Annotated in this window: 12 protein-coding genes and 1 pseudogene; 8 read left to right on the top strand and 5 right to left on the bottom strand. The window is 62.9% G+C overall.

The window, feature by feature from the left end; genetic code table 11:
- Positions 1–275: 275 nt before the first annotated feature.
- A complete protein-coding gene (locus tag B3H86_RS12355; protein WP_292054356.1) occupies positions 276–1,241 on the top strand; it encodes an alpha/beta fold hydrolase in 966 nt (321 codons plus the stop codon).
- Here the strand turns inward: B3H86_RS12355 and B3H86_RS12350 are convergent.
- Genes B3H86_RS12350 through fsa form a run of 3 tightly spaced genes read right to left on the bottom strand, consistent with a single transcriptional unit; the run spans position 1,238 to position 3,546 of the window.
- Positions 1,238–2,170, bottom strand: coding sequence for a tyrosine recombinase XerC (locus B3H86_RS12350; protein ID WP_292054354.1), 933 nt, complete (start codon positions 2,168–2,170; stop codon positions 1,238–1,240). The two genes, B3H86_RS12355 and B3H86_RS12350, sit on opposite strands and share 4 nt — an antisense overlap.
- Positions 2,149–2,862 carry a DUF484 family protein gene (locus B3H86_RS12345; RefSeq protein WP_292054352.1) on the bottom strand — a complete coding sequence of 238 codons (714 nt, stop codon included), beginning with the start codon at positions 2,860–2,862 and terminating at the stop codon, positions 2,149–2,151. Before B3H86_RS12345 ends, B3H86_RS12350 begins: the two co-directional genes overlap by 22 nt.
- 30 nt (positions 2,863–2,892) lie before the next feature.
- The gene (fsa, locus tag B3H86_RS12340) at positions 2,893–3,546 is read right to left on the bottom strand and encodes a fructose-6-phosphate aldolase (protein WP_292054350.1); all 654 of its coding nucleotides are present in this window, start codon (positions 3,544–3,546) and stop codon (positions 2,893–2,895) included.
- Between the two features lie 30 nt (positions 3,547–3,576).
- Between fsa and B3H86_RS12335 the strand changes: the two genes are divergently transcribed.
- Positions 3,577–5,739, top strand: coding sequence for a primosomal protein N' (locus B3H86_RS12335; protein ID WP_292054348.1), 2,163 nt, complete (start codon positions 3,577–3,579; stop codon positions 5,737–5,739).
- Between the two features lie 63 nt (positions 5,740–5,802).
- On the opposite strand, the gene B3H86_RS12330 is transcribed toward B3H86_RS12335, so the two are convergent.
- Entirely contained in the window at positions 5,803–6,621 is an 819-nt protein-coding gene (locus tag B3H86_RS12330) for a TerC family protein (RefSeq protein ID WP_292054346.1), read from the bottom strand.
- A 348-nt stretch (positions 6,622–6,969) separates the two neighbouring features.
- Here B3H86_RS12330 and B3H86_RS12325 point away from each other — a divergent pair, with 348 nt between their 5' ends.
- From B3H86_RS12325 to B3H86_RS12305, 5 genes and pseudogenes are all read left to right on the top strand, one after another.
- A complete protein-coding gene (locus B3H86_RS12325; RefSeq protein WP_292054344.1) occupies positions 6,970–7,524 on the top strand; it encodes a F0F1 ATP synthase subunit delta in 555 nt (184 codons plus the stop codon).
- Between the two features lie 72 nt (positions 7,525–7,596).
- A pseudogene (atpA, locus tag B3H86_RS12320) lies at positions 7,597–9,137 on the top strand (F0F1 ATP synthase subunit alpha).
- A gap of 33 nt (positions 9,138–9,170) precedes the next feature.
- Complete coding sequence (locus B3H86_RS12315; RefSeq protein WP_292054342.1) at positions 9,171–10,046, top strand: F0F1 ATP synthase subunit gamma; 876 nt, start codon at positions 9,171–9,173, stop codon at positions 10,044–10,046.
- A gap of 34 nt (positions 10,047–10,080) precedes the next feature.
- Positions 10,081–11,610, top strand: coding sequence for a F0F1 ATP synthase subunit beta (gene atpD / locus B3H86_RS12310; RefSeq protein ID WP_292054339.1), 1,530 nt, complete (start codon positions 10,081–10,083; stop codon positions 11,608–11,610).
- 201 nt (positions 11,611–11,811) lie between these two features.
- Entirely contained in the window at positions 11,812–12,078 is a 267-nt protein-coding gene (locus B3H86_RS12305) for an ATP synthase F1 subunit epsilon (RefSeq protein ID WP_292054336.1), read from the top strand.
- A gap of 75 nt (positions 12,079–12,153) precedes the next feature.
- Here B3H86_RS12305 and B3H86_RS12300 read toward each other — a convergent pair whose 3' ends face one another.
- A complete protein-coding gene (locus B3H86_RS12300) occupies positions 12,154–12,630 on the bottom strand; it encodes an RNA pyrophosphohydrolase (RefSeq protein ID WP_292054335.1) in 477 nt (158 codons plus the stop codon).
- 76 nt (positions 12,631–12,706) lie between these two features.
- Between B3H86_RS12300 and B3H86_RS12295 the strand changes: the two genes are divergently transcribed.
- Positions 12,707–13,102, top strand: a complete 396-nt coding sequence (locus B3H86_RS12295) for a Tat pathway signal protein (protein ID WP_292054332.1) — start codon at positions 12,707–12,709, stop codon at positions 13,100–13,102.
- Positions 13,103–13,104: the final 2 nt, after the last annotated feature.

Genomic DNA, 13,104 nt, shown 5'->3' with positions numbered 1-13,104 from the left:
GACCGATCTTTCGCGCGCCCTCGTCGTCGCACACGGCACCGGCACCCGGCGGGGTCGCCAGGGCGGGAGGCAGGCCGATGGCCAGTGCAGGCGTTGTGGAAAGGGGCTGGGTCTCGACAGTCACCGCACCAACATAATCAACCCGGACCGAAAACAAAAAGGCAACAACACAAAAGCCGCGCATCAAATTCGGATAAGCCTGTTTTTTCGTCGTTGCGGGCCGCCGGTATTTATTGTCAGACAACGATGTTTGCCGACGTGAGAGGCCATGCGATATGAAGTCAGGACTTGTCCACACTGATGAGTTGGACATCCATATACTGGAAGCTGGCGAAGGACCGCTGGTCCTGCTGGTGCATGGCTTCCCCGATCTCGCAATCGGATGGCACCATCAGATAAGAGACGTGGCGGCTGCCGGCTATCGTGTCGTGGCCCCGGATATGCGCGGATATGGCGCGACCGGTGGCCCGGCAAGTATGGGTGATTACTCCATATTTTCGCTGGTCGGCGATCTGGTCGCTCTGGTCGAAGTGCTGGGATACCGCCAAGCGGTCGTTGTCGGCCATGACTGGGGTGCCGCTGTGGCCTGGCAGGCGGCCCTGCTGAGGCCCGACATGTTCCATGCCGTAATGGGTCTATCGGTGCCCTTCCAGCCGCGTCGACGGCAGGGACCGCCCACGGCAGTCATGAACTATCTGGCTGAAAAGCATGGTGAGGACCCGCTGTATCTGACGGCTTTCGCCGCACCGGATTCCCACCTGCCGCTGGATGCCGACCCCGAAACGGCATTGAGAAAGATGTTCTGGGCTTTTGACGGCTCGACCCCTGAAGGACAGCGCGCGACGGGGCGGATACCTGCGGGCAAGACGATGTCGGACCTGATTTCCGACGAGGCCACATTGCCCCCGTGGATGCAGGCTGAAGAGTTTGACCGCTATGTGGAGGCGTTCCGCAACGGCGGCTTCGAGCGGCCCCTGCACTGGTATCGCAAGATAGACGCCAACTGGGCACGTACGCGGTGGCTGCAGGGCCGCAAGATCACGGTGCCATCGGTTTTCATGGTCGGAGATCGCGATCCCGTGCGGAACTATGCCGGACATCACGAGGCGGAGATGGCCGAGTGGCTAACGGATCTGCGTTCGGCCACGGTGGTTCCGGGTGCGGGGCACTGGATCCAGCAGGAAAAGCCCCAGGTCGTTACCGAGGCCATTCTAGCCCTTCTTTGGGACCTGTCGATCTAGCGGCGCGGATGCGCGGCCTGATAGGCGTTCAACAGGGCCGCAGCATCGACCTGGGTGTATTTCTGGGTCGTGGACAGGCTGGCGTGACCCAATAGCTCCTGAATGGATCTCAGGTCGGCACCGGCACCCAGCAGATGGGTTGCGAAACTGTGTCTCAGGGCGTGGGGTGTGGCGCTTGCGGGCAGGCCCAGCCGCCCGCGAAGTCTTTGCACGGTGGCTTGGACCTGACGTGCGGACAGGGGGCCCCCGCGTCGGGCGCGAAACAGGGCCTGTTCACCTTCCAGAGGCCAGGGGCAGAGCCGGACATAGTCATCCACCGCATCGCGCACCTGCGGCAGTACCGGTACTATGCGCGTTTTGGATCCCTTGCCGACGATGCGCAGAGTGTCGCCCAAAGGTGTATCCCTGACGCGCAGGGAAAGGCCTTCGGATATACGCAAGCCACATCCGTACAGCAGGGTCAGAACGGCGCGGTCGCGCGCAGCCTCCCACGGTTCCATGTCTGGATCGGCGTCGGGTTCCTGAAGCAGGCCTATGGCCTGATCTTCGGTCACCGGACGCGGCAAGGACGGCTTTACGCGCGGTCCCCGTACGAGGGCCAGCTGCGGCGCGTCTACGCCATGACGGCGGTCGAGATAGCGGTGAAAACCGCGGATGGCCGCCAGCGTCTGGCTGAGCGAGCGGGCGTTCAGGGGATGATCGCCACTGCGTCGTTCGGCTAGATGGGCACGGATTTCGGCAGCCGTGACGGTGCCGAGATCGTGCAGCGTCAAGCCCTCTCCGCGATGGTTCTGCAGAAAGCCGACATAGAGACGGCCGATATGGCCATAGGCCTCCAGGGTGCGCGGCGACAGGCGGCGTTCATGGGCCAGATGGTCCAGCCATTCTCTCAGCGCCTCGTCGGCGCTCAAACGTCCTGAAGCGGCCATCGCTGGGCCATTCGCTCGAAAACGCGGGCGACAAAGGCGATCAGCTCGCAGCCCATTGCCGGTGTGAAGCCCTCGTCCTCTACGGAGCCAAAGGCGCAAAGGGCCGGACGGGACTCTTCCTGGTCGGGGAAGCGGATGTTCATGCGCACCAGAGCGACCGAACGCACATCGCCGTCGGCAGGACCGAACAGATCAAGTCCTGTAAAGTTCGGACCAAGCCAGTTACGGCCATCCTCGCCCAGAAGGGCATCGACCCGGCCCGTTTCCAGCGACTTCCAGCCAAAGGGCACCGTGCCGGGCTTTTCAATGGCGACCGCAGCACCGGCCAGACCGAAACGGGCCTGGGTGGTCATGTCCAACTGGCGGGCCAGTTCGATATGGCCCGTGGCCTCCATCAAATCGAGTGCGGCGACATGGGTCTGGGTCTGGGCGGCGAAATTGGTACGCGAGATTTCTTCGATGAGACGGCGGGCACCGGCCTCGCGCTGGGCGGCGGCCTCCATCTTCGACAGGGCGGCACGGCCGAAGTCCACAACATTGCGGCCTTCGGCCTTCAGGCCCAGCTGCTCCAGAAGTTCGCGGTCTTCGAGCAGGTGCTGGCCGTTCGTCTCAAGCCATGTGCGGACGTCGGGCCAGTGAAGAGGGTCGGTCATGTCGGAGAGGTCTGTTGCCGTGTCCAGAGTTTGAGACATTTGAAGGACCCCTCCGTCATGGGTCGAGCGTTACAGGATGGACTGGCCGGTCTTGCCCCAGTCCGCAAGGAAGGCATCAAGCCCCTTTTCGGTTAATGGGTGCTTTACCAAGTCCTTTAAAACCGCAGGGGGCAGGGTGGCGGCGTCCGCACCGGCGATGGCCGCGGCCTCGACATGGGCGGTGTTACGCAAGGAAGCGGCAAGGATTTCGGTCTCGAAACCCTGGATGTCGTACAGGGCGCGGATCTCTTCGATCAGCAGGCCGCCGTCGGCACCGTGGTCGTCCAGACGCCCGACAAACGGGGAGATGAAGGTGGCACCGGCCTTGGCGGCCAGCATGGCCTGCGCCGCCGAGAAGCACAGGGTCACATTGGTCTTGATGCCGCGCTCGGTGAAGGTGCGGGTGGCGCGCAGGCCATCCCACGTCAGCGGCAGTTTCACGACCACATTCTTGTGGATCGACGCCAGCTTCTCGCCTTCCTTGACCATGGTGTCATAATCGGTGGCGACGGCTTCTGCCGAAATCGGCCCCTCGACGGATGCGCAAATCTCGGCAATGACCTCAGCAATGTTCCGACCTGACTTAGCGATCAAAGAAGGATTGGTGGTGACGCCATCGATCATGCCCGTAGGCAGCAGATCCTTGATGACGGAGACGTCGGCGGTATCGAGAAAGATTTTCATGGCGACCAAGGTAGCGCGGGCGGTGTTCGCGTGAAAGTGGCGTCCGTCCTTGTGCCCCTGCCCGTGCAGGAGGCATTCGATTACGCCGTGCCCGAGGGCATGCAGGTCGCGCGCGGTGATCAGGTGGATGTGCCGCTGGGGCCGCGATTTTTGCGCGGCATCGTCTCCGATGTGTTCGAGACGACCGGATCGAACCGCAAGTTGAAAAGCATTGAACGGGTCGCCGCCGATCCGGCCCTGCCGGAAAAGACACTGGCCTTTGTGGAATGGGCTGCACGCTGGACGCTGAACCCGCCGGGTGAAATGGCCTCGCGGGCACTGAGGGGGCTGAGAGCGCCGCGTCCGCGCCCTGAAAAGCGTGTGCGCCGCGTCGGCATGCGACAGCCGCAGCGCTCCACAGCCGCGCGCACTGCGGTTCTGGAAGCGTTGGGCGATCGCGCCATGACCGGTCCTGATCTGGCCCGCGCGGCGGGTGTATCGACGGGTGTCGTCAAAGGTCTGGTGGACGAGGGCGTGCTGGAGGCCTTCGAGGTGGAGGCTATCGCCGCCTTCGATCCGCCGCGCCCCGATCACGCCCCCGCAACCCTCAATCCGGATCAGTCAGCCTCGGCAAAGGCGATGGCGGGCGCCGCTGTCGGCGGTGGATTTTCGCCGTTCCTGCTCGACGGCATCACCGGTTCGGGCAAGACAGAGACCTATCTGGAGGCGGCGGCCGAACTGCTGGCGGCCAAGCCGGATGCGCAAATCCTTATCCTGTTGCCGGAAATCGCGCTGACGCAGGCCCTGATCGAGCGAATCACCCGCCGATTCGGTGTCGCGCCGGCGGAATGGCACTCGGGCGTCACGCCGCCGCGCCGCCGCCAGGTGTGGGAGGCCGTGCGGGCCGGACGATGCAATATCGTGGTCGGGGCGCGTTCGGCGCTGTTCCTGCCCTATACCAACCTGTCCCTGATTATCGTCGATGAAGAGCACGACGGTTCCTACAAACAGGAAGAAGGGCTGGTCTATCACGGGCGTGATCTGGCCGTCGCGCGGGCGCGCATCGAAGGCGCGACGGTGGTTCTGGCCTCGGCCACGCCATCTCTGGAGACGCTGTGGAATGCGCGTCAGGGCCGCTATCGCTGGCTACAGCTCAAAACCCGTCACGGGGTCGCGGTGCTGCCGGATATTTCGCTGGTCGATCTGCGGCAAAATCCGCCCGATCCGCAGACATGGCTTTCGCACACACTGCGCGAGGAGATCGGGGCCAATCTGCAGAAGGGGGAACAGTCGCTGCTGTTCCTCAACCGCCGTGGCTATGCGCCCGTGGTGCTGTGCCGCGCCTGCGGGCATCGTCTGACGGCCCCCGATACCGACAGCTGGCTGGTGGAGCACCGCTATACGGGGCGGCTGGTCTGTCACCTGACCGGCTTTTCCATGCCCAAGCCCAAGGCCTGTCCGTCCTGCGGGACCGAGGATTCCCTCGTCTCCGTCGGGCCGGGTGTGGAACGGGTCGAGGAAGAGGTGCGCCAGCTTTTCCCCGAGGCCCGCACGGCGGTCTTTTCGTCCGACACCGTGCCGGACGGCGAGGCGGCTCGCGCCCTGATCCAGTCGATGGCCGATGGCGAGATCGACATCCTTGTCGCGACCCAGGCAGCGGCTAAAGGTCACAACTTCCCGCGTCTGACGCTGGTCGGGGTGGTGGATGCGGACCTTGGCCTGCGCGGCGGTGACCTGCGGGCTGCCGAGCGCACCTATCAGCTTCTGGCTCAGGCCACGGGGCGGGCAGGGCGGGCCGACAAGCCGGGCCGTGCGCTTCTCCAGACATGGACGCCCGAGCATCCGGTGCTGGAGGCGCTGGCGGCTAATGACCGCGATGCCTTTGTCGAAGCCGAGATGGGCGAGCGCGAACTGGGCTCCATGCCGCCCTATGGCCGACTGACGGCGTTGATCCTTTCGAGCGAGAACGCCCACGCGCTGGAAAAAACCGCGCGTGAACTGGCTGCCGCCATCCCCAATGCCGAACGGTTGGAGGTCTATGGTCCGGCCGATGCGCCGCTGGCCCTCGTACGCGGGCGTCGCCGCAAGCGCATGCTGGTGCGGGCCGACCGCGACGTGAATGTCCAGGCCTTTCTGCGCGCCTGGCTGTCACGCGTGAAGGTTCCGGCCTCGGTACGTTTGACGGTTGATGTGGACCCTTACAGCTTCCTCTAGGGCCATAGAAAAAGGGCTCCACCTTACGGCGGAGCCCTTCGTCATTTCAGGGAAGGAAAGGGCTTAGCCCTTGGCTTCTTCTTTTTGCTGTTGCGCGATCAGGGCTGCCTCGGCGGCCTCCTTTTTCACGCTGGCGTTCCGCTTCCACATGTTCAGGCCCTCGATCAGGGCCGAGAAGGCCATCGCCGTGTAGATGTAGCCCTTGGGCACGTGGGCGCCGAAGCCGTCAGCGATCAGCACCACACCGATCATCAGCAGGAAGCCCAGGGCCAGCATGACCACGGTCGGGTTCTTGTCGATGAAGTTGGCCAGCGGGTCAGCGGCCAGCAGCATGGTCATAACGGCGATGATGACGGCGACCATCATGATCGGCACGTGTTCGGTCATGCCTACAGCCGTCAGGATCGAGTCAACCGAGAACACCATGTCCAGAAGGATGATCTGGAAAATGGCGGTGCCCACGTTGCTGATAACGATTTCCTTCTTGTTCTTTTCAAGCAGGTCGTCGCTGGGGCGGGTGTCCACGGCATGGTGGATTTCCTTCGTCGCCTTCCAGATCAGGAACAGACCGCCCGCGATGAGGATGAGGTCCTTCCAGGTGAATTCGGTTTCAAATCCTGCACCGACCCAGCCCAGATCGAAGACCGGCTGTGTCAGGCCCAGAATCCAGCCGATGGCGGCCAGCAGGCCCAGACGCATGATTAGGGCGAGGCCGATACCGATACGGCGGGTGCGCTGGCGGTGTTCGGGCGGGAGTTTGTTCGACAGGATCGAGATAAAGATCAGGTTATCGATACCGAGCACGACCTCCATGACCACAAGGGTCATAAGGGCCGCCCAAGCGGCCGGATCTGTCAACAAGGGGGTTATGCTATCGAGCATCGAAATTCCTGAGGTTGGGTGAGGCACGTTCGGTAACGGGACCGTGAGGACTCATCAAGTGGGGTGACCTATGTCTTGTCGTCGCACCTGCGGTACATGGCATTCGGCCCCGTTCATCGACCAAGGTCGGGCCATGACTGCGCGTAAAGAGCGCGGGTGCGGCGTTATCGTTCCGTCTACATTGGTTGCGAGTTGCGGCCTTGCATGGTATTGGCCGCGCGGCTTTGACGAAGGGCGTATCGAAAGATGCGTCCTCGACGTGCTTTCTACAAGCATATCAAGCCCTTGATCGGCGTGGGAAACTGCGGCCGGTTTTGATGCAACGCTCAATATGCGGACCAAACATAAGTGGCGGACGATTTCAGGACGACGGAAGTCGGCGGACGGTATGCTCAGGCACTGTTCGACCTCGCAGAAGATAAGGGCGTGCTGGACGCCGTGCGCGCTGATTTGGCGTCGCTGAAGGCCGCCTGGCTGGAAAGCGCCGACCTGCGCCGTCTGGCAACTTCGCCGGTCATCAGCGCTGACGATCAGGCCAAAGGTCTGGCGGCCATCGCCGACAAGGCCAAATTCAACGCTGTGACCCGCAACCTGTTGGGTCTGGTGGCGAAAAACGGTCGCGCAGTTGATCTGCCGGGCATTATCGCTGGTTTCGAGGCTCTGTATGCCAAGAAGACTGGCGTTGTTGCTGCCGAGGTCATCTCGGCGGTGGAACTGACCGCTGCCCAATTTAAAAAGATTCAATCGGAGCTGCGCGCCGCCCTCGGCCGTGACCCCGAGCTGACCACCCGCGTCGACCCGTCGATCCTGGGTGGTCTGAAGGTTAAGGTCGGATCGAAGCTGTTCGATGCTTCGCTGAAGATCAAGCTTGACCAAATGACCTATGCGCTGAAGCGCGCCTAACGCCCGCACGAACTTACAGAGATCAGTCGGGCCGCAAGGTCCGCACCGAAGACGAAAGCCAGAGAGCTCAACATGGATATCCGCGCCGCCGAAATCTCGGCCATTCTTAAGTCGCAGATCGCCAATTTCGGCGTGGAAGCCGACGTTTCTGACGTCGGTCAGGTGCTGTCGGTTGGCGACGGCATTGCCCGCGTTCACGGCCTGGACAATGTCCAAGCCGGTGAAATGGTGGAATTCACCAAGGCTGGCGTGAAGGGCATGGCCCTGAACCTGGAACGCGACAACGTCGGCGTCGTGATCTTCGGCACCGACGCCGAGATCTCGGAAGGCGACGACGTTCGCCGTCTGGGCGAAATCGTGGACGTGCCGGTCGGCAAGGGCCTGCTGGGTCGCGTCGTGAACCCGCTGGGCGAGCCGATCGACGGCAAGGGCCCGATCGAGTTCACCGAGCGCCGCCGCGTTGACGTGAAGGCTCCGGGCATCATCCCCCGTAAGTCGGTTCACGAGCCGATGCAGACCGGCCTGAAGTCGATCGACACCCTGATCCCGATCGGCCGTGGCCAGCGTGAGCTGNNGAGCTGATCATCGGTGACCGTCAGGTCGGCAAGACCGCCGTCGCCGTCGACACCATCCTGAACCAGAAGCCGCTGAACAAGTCGGACGACGAGTCGCAGAAGCTGTACTGCATCTACGTCGCCGTCGGCCAAAAGCGTTCGACCGTCGCCCAGATCGTGAAGACCCTCGAAGAGTCGGGCGCTCTGGAATACACCATCGTTGTGGCCGCTACCGCTTCGGAACCGGCTCCGCTGCAGTTCCTGGCTCCGTTCGCCGGTACCGCCATGGGCGAGTTCTTCCGCGACAACGGCATGCACGGCCTGATCGTCTATGACGACCTGTCCAAGCAAGCTGTGGCCTACCGTCAGATGTCGCTGCTGCTGCGTCGTCCGCCGGGCCGTGAAGCCTACCCGGGCGACGTCTTCTACCTGCACTCGCGTCTGCTGGAGCGTTCGGCCAAGCTGAACGGCGACTACGGCTCGGGCTCGCTGACCGCCCTGCCGATCATCGAAACCCAGGCTAACGACGTGTCGGCCTACATCCCGACCAACGTGATCTCGATCACCGACGGCCAGATCTTCCTGGAATCGGACCTGTTCTACCAAGGCATCCGTCCGGCTGTGAACGTCGGTATCTCGGTGTCGCGCGTGGGCTCGTCGGCTCAAACCAAGGCCATGAAGAAGGTCGCTGGCCCGATTAAGGGCGAGCTGGCCCAGTATCGTGAAATGGCCGCCTTCGCGAAGTTCGGTTCGGACCTCGACGTCTCGACCCAGAAGCTGCTGGCCCGCGGCGCTCGCCTGACCGAGCTGCTGAAGCAGCCGCAGTACGCTCCGCTGACCATGGAAGAGCAGGTTGTGTCGGTTTACGCCGGTACCCGTGGCTACCTGGACGGCATCGCTGTTGGTGACGTTGGCCGTTTCGAAAAGGAACTGCTGGCCCGCGTGCACGCCAACAACGCGTCGCTGCTGGAAGGCATCCGCACCAAGAAGGACCTGACCGCCGAGCTCGAAGCCGAGCTGAAGGGCGTGCTGGAAGCCTTCGTCAAGACCTTCGCCTAACCCGAGCCCCAACCGAAGCGAGAGTAACGCCGGATGGCCAGCCTCAAGGAAATGCGCGATCGGATCGGAAGCGTTAAGTCGACGCAGAAGATCACGAAAGCCCTGAACATGGTCGCCGCGGCCAAGCTGAAGCGTGCACAGGAGCAGGCTGAAAACGCCCGCCCCTACGCCCAGCGTATGGCTTCGGTGATCGCTAACCTGGCCGCCGGCGTGCAAGGTGCGGATGCTCCGCGCCTTCTCGCCGGAACCGGCGAGGATCAACGCTACCTGATCGTGGTGGCCACGGCGGACAAGGGTCTGGCCGGCGGCTTCTCCTCGAACGTGATCAAGGCCGCGCGCGAGCGCATCAACAGCCTGATCGCACAAGGCAAAGACGTTAAGATCATCGCCGTGGGCCGCAAGTCCCGCGACCAACTGGCCCGCCTGTACGGCGAGAAGCTGGTTCGCACCTTCGAACTGTCGGAACACAAGACCGTCGGTCTGCACTCGGCCCAGCCGATTGCCGAACTGATCGCCGAAATGTTCGAGAACGGCGAGGCCGATGTGGTCCAGCTGTTCTACAGCCAGTTCAAGTCGGTGATCTCGCAGGTCCCGACCGGCGCCCAGCTGGTCCCGGCCGAGATCGAGCAGGCTCCGGCGGCCGACGCCGCCACGGCTCTGTACGAGTACGAGCCGTCGGAAGAGGAAATCCTCGAGACCCTGCTGCCGCGTAACCTGACGACCCAGATCCTGGCGGCGCTGCTGGAAAACCAAGCGGGCTTCTTTGGCTCGCAGATGGCTGCGATGGATAACGCTACGCGTAACGCGGGCGACCTCATCAATGCCCTGACCCTGCAGTACAACCGTAAACGTCAGGCCCAGATCACCACCGAGCTGATCGAGATCATCGCTGGCGCCGAAGCCATCTGATCCCGAACGACACCATTCCGAACCGGACACACCCATGACCGACGCCACCGCTCCGAAGAAACCCGCCGCCAAGAAGCCGGCTGCCAAGAAGACCGCTGCCGCCGCCACCGCCGTTGCTGGCCAGGGCAAGATCGCCCAGGTCATCGGCGCCGTTGTCGACGTCGAGTTCGAAGGCCAGCTTCCGGCCATCCTGAACGCTCTGGAAACCCAGAACATCGACCAGAAGACCGGCGAGCCGTTCACCCTGGTTCTCGAGGTTGCCCAGCACCTCGGCGAGAACATGGTCCGCGCCATCGCCATGGACACCACCGAAGGCCTGACCCGTGGTCAAGCCGTCGTGGACACCGGCAAGTCGATCATGGCTCCGGTCGGTCCTGGCACCCTCGGCCGCATCATGAACGTCGTCGGTCAGCCGATCGACGAAGCTGGCCCGATTCAGACCACCGAATACCGTCCGATCCACAAGGACGCTCCGACCTTCGACCAACAGTCGACCTCGGCTGAAATCCTGGTCACCGGCATCAAGGTCATCGACCTGATCTGCCCGTACACCAAGGGTGGTAAGATCGGCCTGTTCGGCGGCGCTGGCGTGGGCAAGACCGTGACCATGCAGGAACTGATCAACAACATCGCCAAGGCTTACGGCGGTTATTCGGTTCTGGCCGGTGTGGGTGAACGTACCCGCGAAGGTAACGACCTGTACCACGAAATGATCGAGTCGAACGTGAACGTCGACCCGAAGGAAAACAACGGTTCGACCGTCGGCTCCAAGTGCGCCCTCGTGTACGGCCAAATGAACGAACCGCCGGGCGCCCGTGCTCGCGTGGCTCTGACCGGCCTGTCGATCGCGGAATACTTCCGCGACGAAGAAGGCAAGGACGTGCTGCTGTTCGTCGACAACATCTACCGCTTCACCCAAGCCGGTTCGGAAGTGTCGGCTCTGCTGGGCCGTATCCCGTCGGCCGTGGGCTATCAGCCGACGCTGGCGACCGAAATGGGTAACCTGCAAGAGCGCATCACCTCGACCAAGAAGGGCTCGATCACCTCGGTTCAGGCCATCTACGTGCCGGCCGACGACCTGACCGACCCGGCTCCGGCCGGTACCTTCGCCCACTTGGACGCCACGACCGTTCTGAACCGCGACATCGCGGCTCAGGCTATCTTCCCGGCCGTGGACCCGCTGGACTCGACCTCGCGTATCATGGACCCGCTGGTCATCGGTGAAGAACACTACACCGTCGCCCGTCGCGTTCAGGAAATCCTGCAACAGTACAAGGCGCTGAAGGACATCATCGCCATCCTGGGCATGGACGAACTGTCGGAAGACGACAAGCTGGTCGTGGCTCGCGCCCGTAAGATCCAGCGCTTCCTGTCGCAGCCGTTCCACGTGGCCGAGCAGTTCACGAACACCCCGGGTGCCTTCGTCGAGCTGAAGGACACCATCCGTTCGTTCAAGGCTATCTGCGACGGCGAATACGACCACCTGCCGGAAGCCGCCTTCTACATGGTCGGCCCGATCGAGGAAGTGGTCGCCAAGGCCGAGAAGATGGCTGCCGAGGCCTAATAGCGATGCTGGAGCGGGCTTTGCGGATCGAGGATTGTGTCAACGACATCTGCCCTTGGTCCGGAAAGCCTGTCTCTGCTGACTCTCTGACCCTGTATCGCGGCAAGGTCGTCGGATTTTGTAATCCGGGTTGCCGCGATAAGTTCGAGGCCGCAACGAACATGTTTGACGCGGCTGTGAACCCCACTATGGAAGCCTGATATGGCCGGAAAGCTGAACTTCTCCCTCGTCGCCCCGGAACGCGAAATCTTCGCGGGCCAAGTCGATCAGGTCGATGCACCGGGTGTCGAAGGCGACTTCGGCGTCCTGCCGGGCCACGCCCCGTTCATGACCACGCTGCGCGAAGGCGTGATCACGATCTACGAAGGCAACGCCCGCCGTCGCTTCGACGTCAAAGGCGGTTTCGCCGACGTCAACGCCGAGGGTCTGACGATCCTCGCCGAAGAGGCTTCGGAAATTGTCGCCTAAGGCACGATCCGGACTGAAATAGAAAAGGCCCCCGTCATCGCTGACGGGGGCCTTTTTCTTTGAACCATGCACGGATCAGCGGGCGAGGTGCCGGAAGGCCGCGACCACGCCCTCATAGGCCTCGCGCTTGAACGGCACGATCAGGTCCAGCGCTTCGTGCAGGTCCGCCCAGCGCCATTCCTCGAACTCGACCTCATCGTCGGCGAACAGGTCGATCTCGCTGTCCGGTCCGGTCATGCGGAAGGCGAACCACATCTGGCGCTGGCCCTTGAAGCCGCGCCAGGCCTTGGGGCCCTGCAAGTGATCGGGAAAATCATAAAAGACCCAGCTGTCCGTACGGCCCAGCAGTTCGGCACTGGTGACGCCCGTCTCTTCTTTCAATTCGCGGCGCGCAGCGGCTTCCAGATCCTCGCCGTCATCGACTCCGCCTTGGGGGAACTGCCAGTTGTAGGGGCCGGGAGTATTGGCTCGGCGACCAAGCCAGACCTTACCCTCGGTATTGAACAGGACCACCCCAACGTTGGGGCGGTAAACATTTGGATCACGCGTCATACAGGCAGGCTAACGTGCTGCGGGTTTCCCGACCAGTCGTAACCGGACCTTAAAGCGAATGGTTCAGCTTGTTTGCATGCATAGACGTGCCTTCATCATTGCCGGGCTTCTCCTGCCGCCTCTAGGCTCGACCGCCCATGCCGGACCGAAGGCCGAAAAGGCGCCCGAGGGCGGCGAGTTGCCTATGGCGCTGGCGACCGCAACGGTTATCCGAAGCCGTGGCGGGCGCGCGATCATGTCTGTTGAAAGCACGCTGGTCATCGCTGACGGCGCGCTGATGGAAAGAGCCCGCCTGTCGCGCCCGCGGCTGAATGCGGCTTTCAACGAGGCCGTGCGCGTAGAAGCCAACCGTATGCTGCCTGATACGGTACCTGATCTGGAAGCCCTGACCCGCGCCCTGCAACGGGCGACGGATCGGGTACTGGGTCGTCAGGGTGCCCGTGTGCTGCTTGGCACAGTGATGGTGATTTAAGG

It is taken from the genome of Brevundimonas sp. UBA5866, from assembly GCF_002432125.1.
GTDB lineage: Bacteria > Pseudomonadota > Alphaproteobacteria > Caulobacterales > Caulobacteraceae > Brevundimonas.
This window is presented reverse-complemented; position numbering and strand designations above follow the sequence as displayed.